Source organism: Ignisphaera sp. (assembly GCA_038735125.1).
GTDB lineage: Archaea > Thermoproteota > Thermoprotei_A > Sulfolobales > Ignisphaeraceae > Ignisphaera.
In genome coordinates, this window is sequence record JAVYNU010000007.1 from 1 (window position 1) to 18803 (window position 18803).

An 18803-nucleotide genomic window follows, 5' to 3' on the forward strand; every position below is an offset into this window, starting at 1 on the left:
CTTCTCTAGTAATTATCAGCGGCTCTATTGGGGCACCCACAGCTGTTATGCATGGCACTACAAGATCTATTCTCTCTGTTGGTTTCTTAGGCAGCTCATCCCCAACAACTACCAGAACATCTATATCGCTCCATTCGTTAAAATCCCCTCTAGCATATGATCCAAATAGGATGACCAGGTCGATACTGTGAAATATTCTCTTAACACATTCAGCAAATTCTCTTGCTTTCCTCAAAGCCTGGTTAGCTCTTCTTATTCTCTCCTCAATAACCTTCTCCAAACATCTCTCACCCACTCAATGACGCTTTCGGCAAGTCTTACTGCTTCCTCAGCCTCATTGTCAGTATAATATTCTTCTGGCACCCCCTCGCTCCAAGCATCAGGATATCTTGTAGGTATGTAGAATTTGCTTAATCTAGCCAGTGCCTCATAGATATTTAGGGGGATCTCTATATTCATATTCTTTAAAGCATTTCCAAGCTCAATTAGTGAATGTCCAGTCTTAGGATTGCCAAGACCCCACAAAAGAGCTTTAAGGGCTTTCTCAGCTGCTTGGTGAGCTTTGAAACAAGACCAATTATAATCTCCATTAACTTTATCCCTCCTAGCAGACTCAAGAGTAAGTACAGCGCTTCTCATCCATCTATTGAATTCATTTTCATCGACGATATTCAAAGCGCCCCACAACCTTCTCAATAAATATAGTTGTTAAACAGGATAAAAGTTTTCACCTTTACACATAATACTTGCTACCTAGGTAACCAAGATCTATATAGCTTATTCTGTATCTATGAAGTTAGCTACTATAACAATTACAAATCTACTCCTACAACAGCTCCTCAAACACTATTGCATAAGAGCAAAAAATGTTCTTATAATATATCAAGCAAAGCTATTTTGAAGCTACATCTCTAATCTTCTTTGAAAGCTCTTTTGCTAGACTCCGTAAATTCTCTACATCCTCTTTAGACGGCGTTACATTGATTTTAACTACCCCAACAAGCTCTGCTTTAAGATCACTCAACATTTCTTCTAGTTGTCTATCAGCTGCAGTACCCCAGGCATACAAAGTTATTATTGCTAGGTACTTTGTTGGAGGCTTTAGTAGCTTGGTCAGATATGCTGCTTGGACTGTTAATGGATGTGCATTTAATACTACTGTTGGTGTTGCTACCACAATTGCTCGAGAATCGACAAGATCTTTTGCAACATCACCAACATCTGCCACAGCAAGATCGTGTAAAACAACCTCTATCTCATTAGATTTAAGCTCATCGGCAAACATTTTAACGATTTTCTCTGTGTAGTGCCACATTGACACATAGAGTATCGTTGCCTTCTCTCTAGTCTCGCCTCTTGCCCACCTATAGTAGTTTTCAATGATTTTTCTCGGGTTTCTGTAGATAGGTCCGTGGGAAGGCGCTATAATCTTTATATCTAGATCAGCTATTTTCTTTAGTGCATTCAGCGCATTATTTTTGAAGGGCATCATTATCTCGCCAAAGTATCTCTGGGCATGGTAAATCAAATCCTCTACCTCATCATCCCACAGACCTTGTGCTACATGAGCTCCAAAGAAATCGCATGGAAATAGCACCCCATCTTCAACCAGATATGTAAACATAGTTTCTGGCCAGTGGAGCATCGGAGCCTCTATAAATCTAAGAGACTTCCCACCTAAATCAATGGTTTCGTCATCCCTAACAATAATTATCCTTTCATCTGCTACGCCATAGAATATCCTAGCCATTTTGGCCCCAATAGCTGTTGTTATGAGTTTTGCCTTGGGTGAGAGGTTAAGTATGTAGGGTATGACACCAGCATGATCTGGCTCAGCATGGTTCATAACAACATAGTCTAGTTTAGATGGTTCAACAACTGATGAGATCCTTTCCACTAACTCGTTTTCAAATCCGGGATTCACAGTATCTATCAAGACTATCTTTTCTGTGCCCACAACAAGATAAGAGTTGTAGGAAGTGCCCCTGGGAAGTGGTATGAGAGAATCGAAAAGTCTTCTACTGATATCTCTTGCACCAACCCAGTATACATTATTGACTATTGGAATAGCTCTATACATTACATCCACCAAAACCATATGTAGATAAAGTATTCTATTATAAAAATTTCTATTGTAAAACCTTTTCCATTATTCAAACGCAGAATAGAGCACTGGAAACCATTGGTTGATTCATAGTGGCTAGGGATTTTTCTTTCCTTTATACAGAGCTTTATATAGACTTAAAACGGATTGCATCACAAACACCATAGACACCTCGTGGATTATCGTAGGGCAGTTAACGGAAAGCAATGTTTTCAAAGCTTTGATTACATTTTACATAATTTGCAACATAGTGGTTAACAGGTTTATTGTGAGGTATTTGACGTGTAGAATAGCTTGGGGAGGGACTATAGACTAGGGCATTTCTTAGTGCTAAACCCATACATACTAATTGATTCGTTGGTTGTGCTCTAACTATGGATCCATACCGAATTTTTATGGCGTGCAACTATATTGATGTTGCTATAGCTCCATCAATTTTTTTAAGCATTTCTTCATGCCATTTCTCGTCGAGAGCAATTTTCTTGAATAGCAGCTCAATCGAAGAGAGGGTGCTGGGATCAGCACAATTACGCAGTTCCTCTTTTAGACTTAGGAGAGGTAGCAAGAGTTTATGGTATGTTTCTTCGCCCACGGCATTCTCAAGCCATATCTGCTTCTCTATAAACTTCTTCAAATCTATGTGCCTACCACTAGAAACCTCTTCAAAGAGTTCTTGGAGAACTAACCACGGCATGCCAATGACTTGGGAACAGTCATCGATTTCTTCGTAGAGGTTGTAGAGCCTTGCTATCATGTCTATAAGCTCTGCATGCTTGCTACTTTCAATAGCTATGGCAGCTAGTATAGCCCTAGCCTCACGCTCCTTAGGAGAGTCTTTAAGTTTTTCGGCATAGGTCAGTAGAAGTTTTGCTACTAGGTGCTCCAGCCTATAGCTACAATAGAGCTTTCTTTTCACAATCTGGCATGGGTCCAAGGTGTTTCATCCTGTTATTTGCATGTAGCAATAGATTTTAATACATTTTCTCGAAACCTGTCTACATAACCTATACTTGCATCACTTTTTAGCTTTTTCAGAAGCCTTAAGCCCCAATTTTCTAACCTGTTGAGGGGTAGAGCATTTACAAGTCCTCGTTTTATCTATCTACTTGGCCTTGTTTTTATTTGTAAGAGCTATGCGAGGAGGTTGATGATTAATTTTTGTCAGCTCCTCTTTTCCGAGCTTTAGCATAGAGTTGGTGAACCCAAAATATACTGGCAATACCCATTGTTCTAAGCGCTATAGTTGTATTGATGGATATACGTCTAAGCAGATGGTTTTTGCTTCACCAGGTTCTGGATGATGTTTACCACGTCATCTATGTTTTTGGCTATGAATCTTGGGCTTGCTTTTGTTTCTAGGCACCTTCTCCAGCATATCAATATGGATACAGCCCCTATTCTATTGGCTGGTGCTATATCGTATTCTGTGTCCCCAACTATAACAGCATTTGTTGGCTCAACGCCTATTCTCTCCAATGCTTTGAGGAACATCTCTGGATCTGGCTTTCTCTTCGAAACCTCGTCGCTTCCAACATAGGCATCTATATACCTAGCTATATTGTTTGCTTTGATAACACTCTCTATCACTTTTCTTGGGACAGACGATGCTATGGCTATTCTCAGACCCATTTTCTTCAGGTTCTCGAGAGCCTTGTCAACACCTGGAAAGATTTTGACCTCACCGATCTTTGATAGGTATATTCTCTGCTTAACCTCGGCAAGTCTCTGGGCCATTTGCATGTCCTTGGTTATGTTGTATGCTATGTCGATTGGAGCCAAGCCAACAAGACCTCTAACAAACTCTACAAATTTCTCCTCATCCTCAGCGCCCTTGACTATGCCAAGAGCCTTGCAAGCCTCTTTCCACGCATAAACATGCACCTCAACACTGTCGACAAGAGTCCCATCGAGATCGAAAACAACCCCCATAATCATCTCGATCACCAAACTCTTGGCTTCAGTATCTGTGTGCTGTGAATGGACAAGAGTTAAAAGCATATCTATGGAGACAAAATAGCGTTTCCTAACATTGTTTTGCTGAAAAAGCAGGTATAGTTTTATCAGCTTGACAAATTGATTTTCCTGAACCTCCAGAACCCCAAGCTAAACAATCCTATGTTCCACAGCAGTGGAACCGCTATTGCAAGTACAGAGTTGAGAGCGGATATCTCATTTACAGCTCCGTAGGATAGGAGTATATAGTACCTAGCTATATTGACGAATTGTAGAGGATTCAAATATGATAGTTTGTATGACAGTTCTTGGTAGCTTGTGCTCATAATACTTATCCCAAGCATGAATGCTATAGCTATGGTGGCTAAACTCCATAGCATTGCGAATAAAATGTATAAAGTGATTGATATGGCTAGGTAGAGACCAGATCTAGTTGTGGAGGCAATGGCGTAGCATAATGTGTGGAAGGTTAGTAGCGACGCCAATATGCCTAGGTATAGTAGCATATAGCCCCAGGGATCCAGCCCAATTCTAAGAACAAGGGGCTGGAATATGGCAAGAACTATCGAGAGTATAACGGAGGAAATAACTATAATGATCGCCCCGGCTAGATACCTAGAGAGGTATAGATCAAATCTCGTCATAGGTCTAGCCAGCACAAACTCGAGTGCTCCAGTGCTCCTAGGCTTTGCGACTAGGGTATACGAGATGTATATAACGGCTATTGGGAAGAATTCGAGGAATAGATTCAAACCTATTGAACCTATTGCTAACTCTATATATGATCTCTCCACATTTACTTTATAGCTATAGTCAAAGCCAGCTACATTTAAGTTATGGTCGACTTCTGAATAGAACTGGATAGCGTCTTTATTCGGGTCAAGAGACAAATCAAATTTCTCTATAGGGTGCCTTATCTCTATAGATCCTTGAGATTGGTTAATCTGAGTGGAAGAGAAAAATATTGAGGAGAATGTATAGTTTAGCACTATGGGCTTTGTCAATTCTACGCTCATTGATGAGGTGTTTACCGTAAACGTATATAGCCTTGCTTTCCACGATTTCAGATCATTTATAAACATTTTGAAAACATGTAGTGTAGAACCTATGTAGATATTGCCGTCACTCTTCCCACATACGAAAATAGATGATGCAATGTGGGTGAAGTTGTATATGCCAGCAGATCTAGGAGCAATAAGCAATAATGAAAAAGCAGAAATAGTGGTACAAGAGATGTTGAGTTTCACCAGATTGGTTGATATCTCAATCATATCTATGTTGTGCCTACAGATGCTCGGGTCTTCAACGATAAATGTAGAGGTGCTCTTGAAGCTGTATATTCTAGAGCTGTTAGTTATGAGTGTTAAACTGCTTTCAACAGGGTCTCCTCTTCTATCGAATATACCGCCCATCAGAACACATCTGGTATTATTACCTTCACTTGTTTTGATATATACTGCAACTCCTTCTACATTTGGATAGTAGCCTGCTAGAAAGATGTATGCATAGTATGTTGTTGCGACGCCAAGTGCTGCAAAGAGTACTAGCATGAGCAGGACTAGTGGTCTGAGGAGAGATCTCTTGACATCGTATATGATGGCACTTCTCATTTCGATTCACCTATCACCTTAAAGAATATCTCCTCTAGGCTCGCCTCCTCCTTTTTGGTCTCCTCAACTTTGTAGCCACTTCTAACAAGCACTTCTACAATGTCTGCTGGCTCTGTCTTGGGGTTGTATATGTATATAGCGTCTTTCTCAACTCTTACATTCTCGCTGTAGCCTCTGGCTATGTCTACTGCTCTACTGTCGAGGTTTCTCAGCTTGATTACTAGAACGGGTTTCGCACTAGCCTTTATCTCATCCATCGTCATAATTTTCACCACCTTCCCCCTGTTTATGAAGACAACTCTGTCTGCTAAGTCCTCTACCTCTTTAAGGATGTGCGACGAGAATAGAACAGCCCTATTCTCTTTCTTAAACTTTTTAACCAAGTCTCTGAAGAACGCCACACCAAGGGGGTCAAGCCCATTGAGAACCTCATCAAATATAAAGTTATCTGGGTTGTTGATCATGGACACAGCTAGTGCAAACCTCTTCTTCATACCAAGGGAGAAGTTCTTGAGCTTTTTATTCAAAGAGTCTCCGAGACCCACCTCCTCAAGCAGCTTTCTGCCAAGCGACCTGGCCTCAGATGTTCCCATCCCATAGTAGCCAGCAAGATAGACAAAATAGTTCAATGCACTCTCATCAGGTTCGAATATAGGTATCTCCGGAACCCAGCCAACATACCTAGAAGCATTTCTCTTGTCCCTAGTAACAGAATAGTCGTCGATAAGAACATCTCCGCTATCAGGTGGCAGAACCCCAACACAAATCCTTATAGTAGTTGTTTTACCAGCCCCATTGGGGCCAACAAACCCAACAACCTCGCCATTCCTAACATCAAAAGAAACATTGTCTAACGCTTTGAATCGTCCAAAAGATTTAGATACTCTATCAATACTAATCATGTAAACACCAATGCAATTCTACCTACAATTACCTAGCCAAAGGCAGGCTTTATATACTTAACCCTGTATCAATCAAAACAAAAATACAGATATATAGATCAAAAGATGCCAACCAATTTGACTCTGAGAATACGGCCCCCATATGACAGAGAGCAGTGTCTAATAAAATAGGTGTAAGTATTTTGAGATTGAGATTAGAGTAAGTGACATAATAGGCAGTATAGTTCGAGAGTATGATGACAATACTATGCAGAGGCTGTAGCGGATATTAGGTATAATATATTATTATTATAATAGTATTTAGAGTGTCTTGCACAAGGTTGTGGATAGTGACCACGTTGAATGTAAATTGTGTTGCCTGGTTTACAATTTGTGTGATAAAATGGGTTAATTATCTAAAAAAATGTGTTTTGTTTTCAGCATATTGTTAATGTTACTTGCTCTTTTTCTCTTCCTGTTTCTGCTCTTGCTTGCTCTCCTTCTTCTTCTTGCATGCCATTGCGTCTCACTGTGTAATGACTTTAGCTGGCAACACTATTTAATCTGTTTTGCTTGTGACTCGTGCCATATGAGCAATGGTTTTGCTGATGTTTTGTAGGCTTTGACTGCTTCTCCAACAACTATTACATGGTCTCCAGCAGGATACTCTGCAACTAGTTTGCACTCTATTACTAGGGGGGATTGGGGTATTATGGGAGCGGTTATTGCCTGTGCCTTCAGCGGCTCTATACCGGCTTTAGCAAACTTGTCTACGTCTCTTCCACTCAAAGAGCCAAAAACATTCATTGCAACATCTTCAAGCTCTTTGGAGACCAAGTGAATTGCAAAGGCCTTGAACTCCTTTATTAATTGATAGGTAAACCTCTTAGGAGAAATCGCAACAGCTACTAGTGGTGGATTCCAAGAAACTCTGGAAACCCATGCAGCTGTCATACCACCTCTTCTACCAGGTGTCTGCGGGTCCCCTGCAGTTACTATTGCAAGTGGGTGTGGTATTAGATCCAAAGCCTCGAAAACATCTATAGACTCCATTTGAAATCACAGAAAAATGGTTTAGATGGTCTGGTAAAAAGGCTTTTGCGTAGTTCGCTATTCTCTTCCTTACTAATAAGCTGGGTTTAGCATGATCTCTTCCACAAAGTTTCATCGAATGTTGTTATGGGTCTGTGTTGACATATATTTGGGTATATACCATATTCAATGATTAATCCTATACATCTAAATCAGTTAGCTGAGTAGGGCATCTAGATAAAGCATTGTGTAGAACCCTAGGAAGAATCCTAGAGCAGATATTCTTCTATACGAGGATGTTTCGTGGAGTATCTCAGGCAGGATCTCCTCGACCACTATATAGATCATTGCACCTGCTGAAAAGCCCATTCCAATTCCCAGTATGTTGTGGGCAAATGCAAACAGTGTTGCTCCGGCTACAGCCGACGCAGTTTCTACGAGTCCGCTTAGCACAGCTACTGCAAAGCCCTTGAATTTTCCTCTCCATAGCATTGAAAGGGGTAGTGCAACCGCCGCCCCCTCAGGAATGTCCTGCAAGCCTATTGCAATGGCGGTGGCAAAGCCGAGCTCAATGCTGTAAACAGTTGTTACACCAACTGCAAGTCCCTCAGGTATGTTGTGAATGGCTATAGCTATGGCAAGTAGAACAGCCTTTCTAAGCCTGTTCCTCATATGCTCTGGACCTTCATAACCGCTGACAATATGTTCGTGAGGGATGAAAGCATCTAGCAAAATCATTGCTATAACACCAATGGCCATGCCAATACCAACATCTGTGTAGAGACCCTTCTCAAAGGCTGGGATAATCAGGCTCGTGAAACTGGCTACAACCATGACTCCCGAGGCAAAGCCTAGGGAGAAGTCCAGGCCCCATCTAGGCAGTCTAACCCCTGCGAGAGACGGTAGGGCGCCAACAGATGTGAGACCTGCAATGAGGAAGCCGTTTAGAAGTGCGTGGTAGATGGTGTTGTCAACCATCGAAACACCTGGGACAAACATTTAAAGGTTTGCTATTGTGAATCGCTAGACTGTGTATATCCTAGCTCTGGACCTCTCTCCAAAGTCTCCAACTTTTTCGGCTCTACATGTATAACAATATCGATGTTGTGTTTCTCTCTAAGCTCGTTCTCAACTTTATCCACAATCTCATGTGCCTTGTCTATAGTTGTCTCTGGAGGCAATCTAATGGTTGCGTCGCCGTGGAAACTGTCTTCAAATACTCTTCTAATCCTTATCTCACCCACATCAGAAATGCCATATCTGAGCAGGGTGCTCCTCACAATTTCGACAACATCCCTTGGTGTGTGGTCGCTCACAGCATATATAATTTCCTTCAAGCTCTTAGCAATCTCCACAAAAAGATATGATGTTAGTGCTACAGCGCCTGCAAAGTCTATCATATAAGATATTGTTGCGCCCATGAAAGAGGTTGCTATGGCCACACCACTCTCTATAAACTCTATCGATGTGAATCTAGCGTACAGAATGGATAGACTCCCAAACCTTCTTGTAAACAGTATGGCAAGTGTGTAGGGGATCAAGGCCATGGCAGCATAAACAGACGAGGAAACAGTGACAACATATCTAGACGCTATACTCTCATACAGATCAATGGCTATGACCCCCGCAACAAATGAGTACAGCGAGACCGTGAATATCGCCCCGCCAAGAGCATACCTGGCATGCCCATAGCGATGATCTATATCAGGAGGCTTCAGACTCTCCCTAAAAAACTTGTAGATAGCCAAAACAGAGACTGTATTAGCTATAGAGGTCAGTGCATCCACGAAAACAGATTTCGAACCACCGACAACACCACCATAAACCTTTAGCAAGCCACCAAAGGCACTAAGCGTTGACACGAGGATGAAAGCCATGGTTGGGGACCTCTCACTATACAATGAGACAGCACCAAAGGGTGTGCAATCAAATCATAGCGAATAGCTGGCTAGAACCAATAAAAGCTTTATACACCTTTGACAGACCTCCTCACCACAAAAAAGTGGGATATTCGATCACAGCCTTGGCTCCAGCCTCATCGAAGAAAGCCAGCCTATTTAAGAGGTGCCGTTGTCGCTGGCTAGCCGGGTGAAAAACGTGATCTAGGAGATCCATTGTCGTTGAATTGAAATTCAGTTGGGTGTTTGCTGTGGGAAAGCTATAGAGAAGCTTTATTAGTTTGTATACAATCTGTTTACTTGGTGATGGTATGAGCACTGTGATCAGTGTTAGGGTGCCAAAATGGGTTAAAGAGAAGCTCGATAGATATGGAATAGACGTTGCCGAGCTTGTCAGGAAGAAACTTTTGGAGGAGGTCGAAAGGATTGAGCTAGAGGAAATAGAAAAACAATTGGATGTTCTTAGAGAGAGACTGAAAAACAAGATAGATCCGTACGAACTTGTGAGAATTGTTGATGAAGAGCGTTGGGAGAGGCGATAATGAGGTGTACGTCATTGATGCAAGTGTCTATACACCCTTGATTGCTGTTTGTGGTAGGGGTCTGGTCAAGGCTGTGAGAGCTTGGCTTTGTATTACTTGACCTTACAGTTTATGAGGCATGCAATGCTTTTTGGAGAGAACACAGCAAGTTACATAAGATAGATAGAGATGAGGCTGTCCAAGCGTGTGCCATTTCTAAGAATCTAGCTCGATATGCAAAACTATACAGTGTTGTGGATCTAGATGTTGAAGAGGTTATGAGAATAGCTATTGAGAACAACATCACATTCTACGATTCATCCTATATAGCATTGGCTCAGAAACTCAAGGCACCCATATCCACTGAGGATAAAGACATCATATCAGTGGCCCCTAGATATGGTGTGAAGATTATACGACTACACGAATTAATGGATCTGATAAAAACCTGTGGCTAAGGGCACTGCATAGCGGGGGTACTGGATAGGCTGTCGCAAGTTAGCCACCTTTGGTTTTCAGATCCCAATTCTATAGTGAACCACTTTCGCGTGGGGGAGAATAGCCTTAATTGCTTTAACAACGTCTTTGTTGTCGTCCCAGACCTCGGCTATCTCACATCCGCTTTGGATAAGCCTCTTTATGATCTCTGCTTTGAGCTCATAATCCTTCTTATAGCTTTTCGCAGGTCTGAAGAATATCTCGTCGTATGGGATCCCAGCATCTCTAAGCTGCTTGACTGTATAATGCTTTTGTGTGTCCTCCCTCCTCCCGGTGACAATCACTATTCTGTAGCCCTGGCCCTTAAGGCTCTTGACATACTCTACAAGCTCTTTGTTCGGCACATCCAAGTGCATGTACCTGTCGCTCAGAAAGCAGTTCCAGAACAGGCTTCTCCTACCCCTCGGTATAGAGTCCACAGAACCGGCACCAGCCTCAGCCAAGCACAGCTCAAGCCTCTTACTAACATCAAACAGAACACCATCCAAATCAAAAACAGCACACCTAGTCATAAAACCACCTAGCATCTCCTAAGAAAATGTTTGTCTGGAGTACACAAGCTATAACCCTGGTTGCCCAACACTTTTCTGCAAAAGGCAATACACGGTCATGAACTTGAGATATGCACTGGTGATAGATGTTGCTGTAAAGCCCGAAAACAAGTGTTTTTGCCCAGCACAACTATAGCAATAGTGTTGATCTGTATCAAATGATGTAAACAGTAGCTACCATGTCTTGATGTTTGTAGGCTGTGCACTTCCAAGCTTTTAACAAGCTTTTAAAAGGTAGTGAGTATAATCATATAACTTTTTATAATATTGCATAGCATGGTTAATACAAGTGTTGTCTGTTTGTTATGCTATTACCTCTGAGTGTTCTAGGTATTGCGCAAAGTTTTTAGTCCTAGTATACACCATTTAAAAGTTGGAGTATGGCGTATGTATACAAACAGGCATCTCTTCAGGGGGCTGTCAGAGCTAAATGCTATAGCTGTTCTACTCGGTCTTTCCATAGCTTTCTCAATGGCTTTTTTCGTCTATATCAATAGTGAATATGCCTCGGGTCAGACCAATGCACAGATCTATAGAGTTGTCGAAAACGAGAAGATGAACACACTGATAAAGCTTGCATCGGCAAGCGGGGACTCTGTTACCCTGCTCCTCAAAAAATTTGGCGGCACCAACACAATATCTTTCTTCATATACAACGGCACGGCCTACGACGACTGCTCCAAGATTGTGAAGAGCTTGGTCGGGGGTGCCATTACCTATGTCAACACATACAATGTAGACGATATACTTGTTGTGCCAAGCGATGGCAGGGGAAACCCCTACAGCTTCCGCTACTATGCGAGGTCAATGGGATATCCAGACAGCGGCAAAATAACTGTGTGCACAGTTGGACTCAGTGGAAACACTGTTGCTGTTCTAACAGGTGGTGGCCTCAAACCGCAGTACCAAGGCTATAGCTACACAGAGTTTTATTCTAATGGGCGTAAGTGGAGAATGTTCGGAACAATAGAGTTTACAGTAGCTTATCTAGGCAACCCCAACGGGAATCACCTAGCATATAACGGGACTTGGATACAGCTTAGAGTGGGGGACAGGGTCAGAATAGATGTAGACACGCAAACAGGCAAGATAGACATGACCCCGCAGACACTGCCCAACGGAAAGTTTGGTGCATGGATTCTCTCGCTCAATGTATTTGCCAAGGCTGTATACCTAAACGGCGCCCTCATAGCCCAAAACGTGCTCGTAGAAATGGTAAAATCTGAGGTGGCAATCGACCTCGGAAGCCTGTTCTCCTCCATAAGCATAGAGATATACCCCAGTCCACCGGGCTTCACGAGGATTAGGTATGGGGGTGAGACAATTCTTGACGACTGGAACAACAGCAAATACGTAAGAATCTTTGGATGGATACCATTGGTGTCTAATGATTATAGGCAGATGGTTCTTCAGCTAGATAGTGGAAACCTCTATGCCCAGGGCTTTGCCTACGCCATATATATAAGTGATAAGCCTTCCTATGGTGTTGATAGGCTGTCACTCTTTGTTGTGACGTATATCAATAACAGGCCCTATTTGGTCGACGTATATGACTATAGGCTCAGCTAGGTTTTTTACCTTTCCAAGTCTTTTACATAGTGAGAAGGGTTTGTGTGGGTGGTGGGTAGGTTTATGAGGGGTCAGAGCGAGCTTCTATCAACTTTTGTTATCATAGGTGTGGCTGTGGTTATAGGCGTGGCCATGATAAGCTATTTCGTTCCTCTGGTCTCTACGTATAGAAGCAATGTTGATCTTGCTAGCTATCTCCAGAAAGAGGCTTCGAATAACCTCATCAACATAGTTTCCTACGATGATGCCTCCTCGAGTCTGTGGATTCTTCTTAAGAAAGCTGATGGCTCCTCTACAGACTTTTTCATAGCTGTTGATGTGAATGGGAGTTTTCTCAACTGCTCAAAGGTTCTCGTCTATAATGTGACTAGAGACAGCAATGGGATTCTATGCGACTCTAAAGATAGTGACTGTGCTAAGGCTGTGGAGGTTTTCAGGGGATCTCTAAACAGGGTTTATATACCGTGGGGAGGGGCTATAAGCAGCTACCTCTCCTACGCCAAGGCGATGGGCTACACATCGAGTGGTGACATGCCCATTTGCAGAGTTTGGAATGTCTGTAGATACACAGCCAAAGCCGGTCTATGCGGAGAGAGCACAATAGCCCAGCTACAACTGGGTGGCACAACAACAAAAGTAAGGATACTTGTGATTGCATTCTACAGCAACACACCCTATGTGGTTGGGATACACGAGGTGGCTCTCAGATGAGGGGCCAGGCAAATGTGATAATAGCAACTGTATTCTTCTCACTACTCCTCATACTTGTCATACCCCTGGTACTCAGCATGTTCTACACAGCCTCATCCAGGCAGCCAATCTATGAAGACCCCGTCTACAAATCCCTCTCAATCTCACTAAAATCTGTTGGCCAAGACATCACAGCATTCTACAATGCCTCCAACTCAATGCTGTGGATATCAAATACAGGTGGGGGGGACATAAGAATAGAGAAGACAATTCTATACATATCCTGCCCCAGCGGAAACACATACACCAACTACTACATAAACACAAAGACTGGTCTCGTAATACCCTCTGGAAAAACAGTACAGCTAAAAGTCAACGCCACACTACCCTGCCAAAACCCTAACACAAAGTCCTTGTACCTTATCACAAGCGAGGGGGCTGTCATAAGTGCAGCAGTTCTAACACCACAAGACCTCCAAGCAATGAGGGGCCAAAGGCTAAACACTACACTGCCCGCCAGCCCAACAGCAGCAAAAACAATTCTGCCAGTAGCTGTATCTACTCAAGACACAATATGGAACATATCCATTCTGAGACAAAAAGGCTTCGAAATATACACACTAGACAGCATGACAAACCCGACAAAGATCATGCCCTACACAAACCTATCCAAAGGAATGAGGGGAGGGACAACAACAACCTACATATGGAGATTGCGAGACGTATTCGAGAGAACCAGCATAAGCATATCCAACCAATATGTAAGATGCATCTGGATAGGCTACGACCCCAGAAACACATCAAGATATAACATAATCATAACAACACGCTCAATCCAGATGAGCATTGGAGGAACACAGTATTCAACGAGTACAAGTACATACACAAGGATAAAGATATACGGCTTTACACCCAGAACCCCCAACGGAATTCTAAGGCTCACAGATACGAGACTTGGAAGTAATGTGTGGATTAAAAGACCCGACCAAGATGTTGCCGAGTACACATTTTTGTCGTCTGGACAGCAGCAGCCTGGGCAGATCGTCACATTGGATGGAACAGCAGATAGAATTGAGGTATACACTCGTGAGACTGGCACGGAATCTGGGTACAACCCCTACACAATGCTTATGAATACCGATGGCAGTAGGGCGGCAGGGATACTCTTTACAACAATAGATAGAACTTACGGTGGAAGCTTGTTCAGTTTAAACGAGGGATACGATAGTCTCATCGATTATTCGACCCTTCTACTGGTTCTTGTGTACAAAGGATTTGCAGTGTATAACACGAATAGCTCAGCTGTTGTTATAGCTGTTAACTACAAGTTCCACGATAACGAGGGTTTAGATGCTGATGGCGTGACTGTGGATAGTCCAATAATGTTTGTTGGCCTGGTTAATGAGAGTGGATATGTCTATAGCTATAGGAGCTACACATTTAGGGAGCTCACAAGATATGAGGACACCTATCCACCAACAGCACAAGCCCAGAGCAGCTTGGTGTTTATAACCCTTCCGCCTAGGGATCAGGGTGTGAAGAAGTTCTATGTGTTTGTAGCAATACAAGATCCCTATAGCTACAACTATTATGACGACTACTATTATGACGACGTTGACTTCACACTCTTTATAGAATCCCTAGTGGTGTTGCCTGTGGGGTAGAGGTGGTGTGGATGAGGAGACTGTCTAGAGGCATTTCAGAAGCTGTTGCTGTTGTCATAGCCTTTGCCATATTGTCTGTGGCTATGCTATATCTGCTCACAAACCTCTTGTTAGTGCCTGTGGCCGAGCAGAAAGCTGTTGAACTACCCCTAGGCTATTCAGATGAAAGTCTCGTGCTGTTTGTTGCAGGTGGGAATCTGATGGTGAAAAACGTTGGCTCTGTGCCTGTGCACATAAAATATATTGTAGCTATAAACATGTCTTCTAATAGCAAAGTTTTGTTGAATTCGCTTCGCAGTACACAATGCAACTTCAATGCTTCTAACGCTGTCATCAACCCTGGGGGGACAGCAGCTATCACTTGTGCAAGCGGCTATGCACCTCTAGCTGTTGTTACTGAGAGGGGTAGGGTGTTCTCCATAGACCCGAGGTTCTATGCCATAGCTATTGGGAGAAGCTATGGAATACCCATGACAACGGTTTATGGCGGAATAATGTTCACATCATCGTCAGGCCTTCTCAAATTTCTAGGTCTTAAGAATAAGACTATGATGTATAGCGGGGCTGTGAACACATCGATAAAAATGGATCTCTATCTCAACACATCGGGAAACATAAATGCAAACTTAAACGCAGCACTCATATTAATTGGCCTGAACCCTGCTAACAACAAGCTGAACATGCTGATTATCGGAAGTGGCAGTTTGGGTAGCGGCCAACAAATAACTGTAAATAGTGGTAGTGTGGACTTGAGCAAAGTTGCTATGTATAGGTATAGGCTGAAGATAGAGAACTTCTCGGGAACAATAAGCCCAAATCTGGGGCCAGGTATATACCCATGCTACATAAACTTTAGCAGAGGTTGCCAGCTAACAATAAACGGTAGAGCAGATAGAATTGTTCTCTATACAAACTCCTCTAAAATCACTGGAGGTATTGTTGGTCTAGACCCATACATATTTGTTGGAGATCTAAATAAAAATGGCAATGTGGAGGTGGTTTTTGTTACCCAAGACTTCTCTACAGGCAATAGCAATAGTGTAAACGATGTTCTTACAGTCTCTGGTCGGCGGCAAACATATGTTGATGCAACTGTAAAGCCTGTTAGGCTAGTCTTTAGTGGGACACCCATAGACAGTAGCAGGTATAGAATGGCGATTCTGAGTCTCGGCATGTTCTTCTGGGACAACTCTGAAGATGATGTTCAGGACAACGATAACAGGGTTATAATGAGGGTTGGGCTATACGATGCTGTGAACAAGTCTTTTGTGTATAGCACATATCTAAGCTACTACGAGCTTAATAGGTATAGGAATGTAAAACCCTTCTCCATATCGTATATAACGAAGGACTTTATGATATATGTGCCCAACACCGGCCGCACATACTATGTTGCTGTGGAGATTGCAGACCCATATAATGTTGAGGGTGCTAGAAATGATGCAGATATAATACTCGGTTTAGAGTATATAGGTATAGCCCTGTCTGTATATAGTGGGTGACGCACATGATTAGAAGGGGTGTTTCAACAGCCCTGATAGCCTTTGTAATAGCTGTCATAGTTCTAACGCTGTTTACATACATGTTTCTCAACACCTACTTCTCCCTCCTCAGCTCATCGATGACCTTCGGAAGTGTTGCCAGATACTACCACAGCTATGAGGTGTCCAAACTTGTACTCAACACCACAGGCAACAAAGTCTATATGAAGAACGTTGGATCATCCGATATAGTTATAGATAAGCTCGTCGTAAAAGACTCCACAGGATCTGTAAAGGTTCTCCAATCAGCCGACGTTCAGACGCTATGCAGCTCAAGGGTGATCCCCGCACAGCAAAGCATTGAATGTAGCTCAGGATACGACTACCTAGCTGTTATAACGCCAGACGGCGTTGTGATAAACCCCCAGCAACCTGTTGTAAAAGGCTATTTGGTGAAGACTAACACAACTTACATAATACCCATAACATTCTCCGGCATAAGTAGCCCCCTAGACTTTGTGCAGCTATTCAATGTGAGTAAAGAGCTTGTAGCCAAGCCATATACAAATGCAAGGGTAAGAGGGATGACATCTGGTGATCAGCTGCTCTTGCTTCCACTGGGTCAGGAGAGCGAGTTCTACAAAACATCTGTTCAGACAGATAACAATGGGGTTTCATTTGGAGTGGCTGTGATAGGCTATGACCCAAGCTGGGTAAGAGAAAAGCAGCTCAACCCCAATACTGCTACTCCACCGAGGTTCTCGATAATGATCGCAGGGCCCAAGGCCCAAAAAGAAAAGATTACTTATGGGAACAGACAGGTAACCCTATCTGAAAACGGCTACAGGATTTTGATACGGAACTTCACAGGTGTTGTAAAAATCTTGGATAGCTCTGGCAATACAATTGCCTGCACATCTTCTCTGCCAAGCGATTGTGGAAATGCTGTGCGCTCGGCCATGGGCTTCTGGTACTATGGCACAACAGATCTTGGATACAGACTATACCTCAGTGGTGTAGCAGACTATGTAGCCAATTTTATGAGGATTGCCAGTAGCAATTCCCCAACTCGTGAAACCAGCTACTACCCCTATATATATGTAGGCGATGTGGATGGAGACAACATGGTCGATATAGTGTTTGTGACAGAGGATGCGTACTATGGTAGCACTAGCAGGGTGGACGATTGTGTAGGTAATTGCAACCCGCCTCGCGGTAACGACATTGATTTGAGTGATTGGAGCACAGTACCTCTAAAGCTGGTGCTCCCGCAGGTGGGGAAAGCGTTGGGATCTTCAGATGGGTCGATAGATGGGAGTGTATATGCTGGAGTGACCCTGTATATGAATATATTCTTTCACGACGACTCCTACCCAGATGAGAACCAGCTCCAAGACAATGATAGAACTGACTGGATGCTGAGGATTCTCCTCATAGACGATAAGGGCAATGAGTATGTGGTCAGAGAGTATAGATACCAAGAGATATGCAACTACCACAAAACACGTATAACAGACTTTGACAAGGACAACTACTTTGTGAAGTTGTCCCAGTCCATATATGTGCCACTTCCATCAACTGGTAGATACTGGATTGCTATAGCTTTCCAAGACCCCTACAGCGAGGAAGTGGAATACTCAGGGGGTCACACATACTATGTAAATGATGTTGACATCACAGTGGGTGTAGAGTTCATAGGTGTGGTTCCCTTCTTTAGATAGCTACAAGCAGCCATTTCCAGCAGGCGGTAAACCAGGAGAAGCTCTATCAGTATAACATAATAATTTTTTATTGTGCTTGAACAGCTATTTCGTGTTTTTGTGCAAGGCTATCTCTTGTGCAATGATTTTTCGAAGGATTCCCCACCCTCCTCTACTATCTTTCTGAGCATGCTACCAGCTCTGCTCCAAGCTCAGTCGCTGTGGCAATGTATGACGCGTCGTAGTATGCAACCTTGGGTCTATGTGCAATTTCTAGCACTAGCCGCCTGTCTTGAGGGTCAACAATGTTTAGGTATCTTGTCAGGAGCTCTACGTGTTAAGTAGTTGCGTTGTTTCTTCAAGCGATATTCTATTTAATAACGTGGCCTCTTTCCACAGTGTATTGCCTATTTCGTATGGTGTAAGCGTCTTTTCTCCGGGTATCCTCAAAATGTTTAGTAGTGCTGATGCATTGAACAAGAGTTTCATCTCCCCTCACGGCTACTCCTAATAGCCTCAACAAGCTCTTTTCTTCTCCTAACCTCCTCTTCCAAGGCACTTCTAATAACAACAGTTATAGACACCCCCATACCTCTTTATCCTAGCAGAAACTGTTACATAGCCCATTGAAGCGCTGCATATAGTGTATTG

The 18803-nt window shown here is 42.9% G+C and carries 19 protein-coding genes; 7 read left to right on the forward strand and 12 right to left on the reverse strand.

The genetic code is table 11. The features are described from left to right. The 10 genes from QW284_07495 to QW284_07540 form a co-directional block, all read right to left on the reverse strand. Positions 1 to 280 (reverse strand): nucleotidyltransferase domain-containing protein (locus QW284_07495; GenBank protein MEM0339505.1); only part of this gene is annotated, 280 nt, incomplete at its 3' end. Next, the gene (locus QW284_07500) at positions 253 to 675 is read right to left on the reverse strand and encodes a HEPN domain-containing protein (GenBank protein ID MEM0339506.1); all 423 of its coding nucleotides are present in this window, start codon (positions 673 to 675) and stop codon (positions 253 to 255) included. The genes QW284_07500 and QW284_07495, both read right to left, overlap by 28 nt. Positions 676 to 892: 217 nt before the next feature. Then, on the reverse strand, positions 893 to 2080 hold the full coding sequence (locus QW284_07505) for an FprA family A-type flavoprotein (protein MEM0339507.1): 1188 nt from the start codon (positions 2078 to 2080) through the stop codon (positions 893 to 895). Positions 2081 to 2510: 430 nt separating this feature from the next. After that, positions 2511 to 3038, reverse strand: coding sequence for a hypothetical protein (locus QW284_07510; protein ID MEM0339508.1), 528 nt, complete (start codon positions 3036 to 3038; stop codon positions 2511 to 2513). A 329-nt stretch (positions 3039 to 3367) separates the two neighbouring features. Further along, positions 3368 to 4039 (reverse strand): HAD family hydrolase, encoded by a 672-nt coding sequence (locus tag QW284_07515; protein MEM0339509.1) that lies wholly within the window; start codon positions 4037 to 4039, stop codon positions 3368 to 3370. Positions 4040 to 4164: 125 nt separating this feature from the next. Then, positions 4165 to 5667: an ABC transporter permease subunit gene (locus QW284_07520; GenBank protein MEM0339510.1), complete on the reverse strand. Its 1503-nt coding sequence runs from the start codon at positions 5665 to 5667 to the stop codon at positions 4165 to 4167. Beyond that, a complete protein-coding gene (locus QW284_07525; protein MEM0339511.1) occupies positions 5664 to 6569 on the reverse strand; it encodes an ABC transporter ATP-binding protein in 906 nt (301 codons plus the stop codon). Before QW284_07525 ends, QW284_07520 begins: the two co-directional genes overlap by 4 nt. 534 nt (positions 6570 to 7103) lie before the next feature. Continuing rightward, positions 7104 to 7601: a flavin reductase family protein gene (locus QW284_07530; protein MEM0339512.1), complete on the reverse strand. Its 498-nt coding sequence runs from the start codon at positions 7599 to 7601 to the stop codon at positions 7104 to 7106. A gap of 195 nt (positions 7602 to 7796) precedes the next feature. Further along, positions 7797 to 8558 (reverse strand): ZIP family metal transporter, encoded by a 762-nt coding sequence (locus tag QW284_07535; GenBank protein ID MEM0339513.1) that lies wholly within the window; start codon positions 8556 to 8558, stop codon positions 7797 to 7799. A gap of 32 nt (positions 8559 to 8590) precedes the next feature. Beyond that, positions 8591 to 9481, reverse strand: coding sequence for a cation transporter dimerization domain-containing protein (locus QW284_07540; protein ID MEM0339514.1), 891 nt, complete (start codon positions 9479 to 9481; stop codon positions 8591 to 8593). Positions 9482 to 9789: 308 nt separating this feature from the next. Here QW284_07540 and QW284_07545 point away from each other — a divergent pair, with 308 nt between their 5' ends. Both QW284_07545 and QW284_07550 read left to right on the forward strand, forming a co-directional pair. Further along, positions 9790 to 10020 carry a hypothetical protein gene (locus tag QW284_07545; protein MEM0339515.1) on the forward strand — a complete coding sequence of 77 codons (231 nt, stop codon included), beginning with the start codon at positions 9790 to 9792 and terminating at the stop codon, positions 10018 to 10020. Between the two features lie 233 nt (positions 10021 to 10253). Next, positions 10254 to 10457 (forward strand): type II toxin-antitoxin system VapC family toxin, encoded by a 204-nt coding sequence (locus QW284_07550; GenBank protein MEM0339516.1) that lies wholly within the window; start codon positions 10254 to 10256, stop codon positions 10455 to 10457. A gap of 57 nt (positions 10458 to 10514) precedes the next feature. Here QW284_07550 and QW284_07555 read toward each other — a convergent pair whose 3' ends face one another. Then, positions 10515 to 11009: an HAD family acid phosphatase gene (locus QW284_07555; protein MEM0339517.1), complete on the reverse strand. Its 495-nt coding sequence runs from the start codon at positions 11007 to 11009 to the stop codon at positions 10515 to 10517. Between the two features lie 426 nt (positions 11010 to 11435). On the opposite strand from QW284_07555, the gene QW284_07560 reads away from it, so the two are divergent. The 5 genes from QW284_07560 to QW284_07580 all read left to right on the forward strand — a co-directional run bounded on the left by QW284_07560 (position 11436) and on the right by QW284_07580 (position 18173). After that, complete coding sequence (locus QW284_07560) at positions 11436 to 12617, forward strand: hypothetical protein (GenBank protein MEM0339518.1); 1182 nt, start codon at positions 11436 to 11438, stop codon at positions 12615 to 12617. A gap of 63 nt (positions 12618 to 12680) precedes the next feature. Then, positions 12681 to 13328, forward strand: coding sequence for a hypothetical protein (locus QW284_07565; protein ID MEM0339519.1), 648 nt, complete (start codon positions 12681 to 12683; stop codon positions 13326 to 13328). Continuing rightward, positions 13325 to 14971, forward strand: a complete 1647-nt coding sequence (locus QW284_07570) for a hypothetical protein (GenBank protein MEM0339520.1) — start codon at positions 13325 to 13327, stop codon at positions 14969 to 14971. The genes QW284_07565 and QW284_07570 overlap by 4 nt, the downstream gene beginning before the upstream one ends. An 11-nt stretch (positions 14972 to 14982) precedes the next feature. Next, positions 14983 to 16473, forward strand: a complete 1491-nt coding sequence (locus QW284_07575) for a hypothetical protein (GenBank protein MEM0339521.1) — start codon at positions 14983 to 14985, stop codon at positions 16471 to 16473. 5 nt (positions 16474 to 16478) lie between these two features. Beyond that, positions 16479 to 18173, forward strand: a complete 1695-nt coding sequence (locus tag QW284_07580) for a hypothetical protein (GenBank protein MEM0339522.1) — start codon at positions 16479 to 16481, stop codon at positions 18171 to 18173. A 309-nt stretch (positions 18174 to 18482) separates the two neighbouring features. Here QW284_07580 and QW284_07585 read toward each other — a convergent pair whose 3' ends face one another. Then, positions 18483 to 18641, reverse strand: coding sequence for a hypothetical protein (locus QW284_07585; protein ID MEM0339523.1), 159 nt, complete (start codon positions 18639 to 18641; stop codon positions 18483 to 18485). Positions 18642 to 18803 lie beyond the last annotated feature (162 nt).

Excerpts from the sequence above, each read along its gene's own strand:
- QW284_07530 (MEM0339512.1), bottom strand. The coding sequence starts at position 7,601 with ATGGAGTCTATAGATGTTTTCGAGGCTTTGGATCTAATACCACACCCA.
- QW284_07575 (MEM0339521.1), top strand. The coding sequence starts at position 14,983 with ATGAGGAGACTGTCTAGAGGCATTTCAGAAGCTGTTGCTGTTGTCATA.
- QW284_07565 (MEM0339519.1), top strand. The coding sequence starts at position 12,681 with ATGAGGGGTCAGAGCGAGCTTCTATCAACTTTTGTTATCATAGGTGTG.
- QW284_07525 (MEM0339511.1), bottom strand. The coding sequence starts at position 6,569 with ATGATTAGTATTGATAGAGTATCTAAATCTTTTGGACGATTCAAAGCG.
- QW284_07515 (MEM0339509.1), bottom strand. The coding sequence starts at position 4,039 with ATGATTATGGGGGTTGTTTTCGATCTCGATGGGACTCTTGTCGACAGT.
- QW284_07560 (MEM0339518.1), top strand. The coding sequence starts at position 11,436 with ATGTATACAAACAGGCATCTCTTCAGGGGGCTGTCAGAGCTAAATGCT.
- QW284_07505 (MEM0339507.1), bottom strand. The coding sequence starts at position 2,080 with ATGTATAGAGCTATTCCAATAGTCAATAATGTATACTGGGTTGGTGCA.
- QW284_07535 (MEM0339513.1), bottom strand. The coding sequence starts at position 8,558 with ATGGTTGACAACACCATCTACCACGCACTTCTAAACGGCTTCCTCATT.
- QW284_07555 (MEM0339517.1), bottom strand. The coding sequence starts at position 11,009 with ATGACTAGGTGTGCTGTTTTTGATTTGGATGGTGTTCTGTTTGATGTT.
- QW284_07580 (MEM0339522.1), top strand. The coding sequence starts at position 16,479 with ATGATTAGAAGGGGTGTTTCAACAGCCCTGATAGCCTTTGTAATAGCT.
- QW284_07570 (MEM0339520.1), top strand. The coding sequence starts at position 13,325 with ATGAGGGGCCAGGCAAATGTGATAATAGCAACTGTATTCTTCTCACTA.
- QW284_07520 (MEM0339510.1), bottom strand. The coding sequence starts at position 5,667 with ATGAGAAGTGCCATCATATACGATGTCAAGAGATCTCTCCTCAGACCA.
- QW284_07585 (MEM0339523.1), bottom strand. The coding sequence starts at position 18,641 with ATGAAACTCTTGTTCAATGCATCAGCACTACTAAACATTTTGAGGATA.
- QW284_07545 (MEM0339515.1), top strand. The coding sequence starts at position 9,790 with ATGAGCACTGTGATCAGTGTTAGGGTGCCAAAATGGGTTAAAGAGAAG.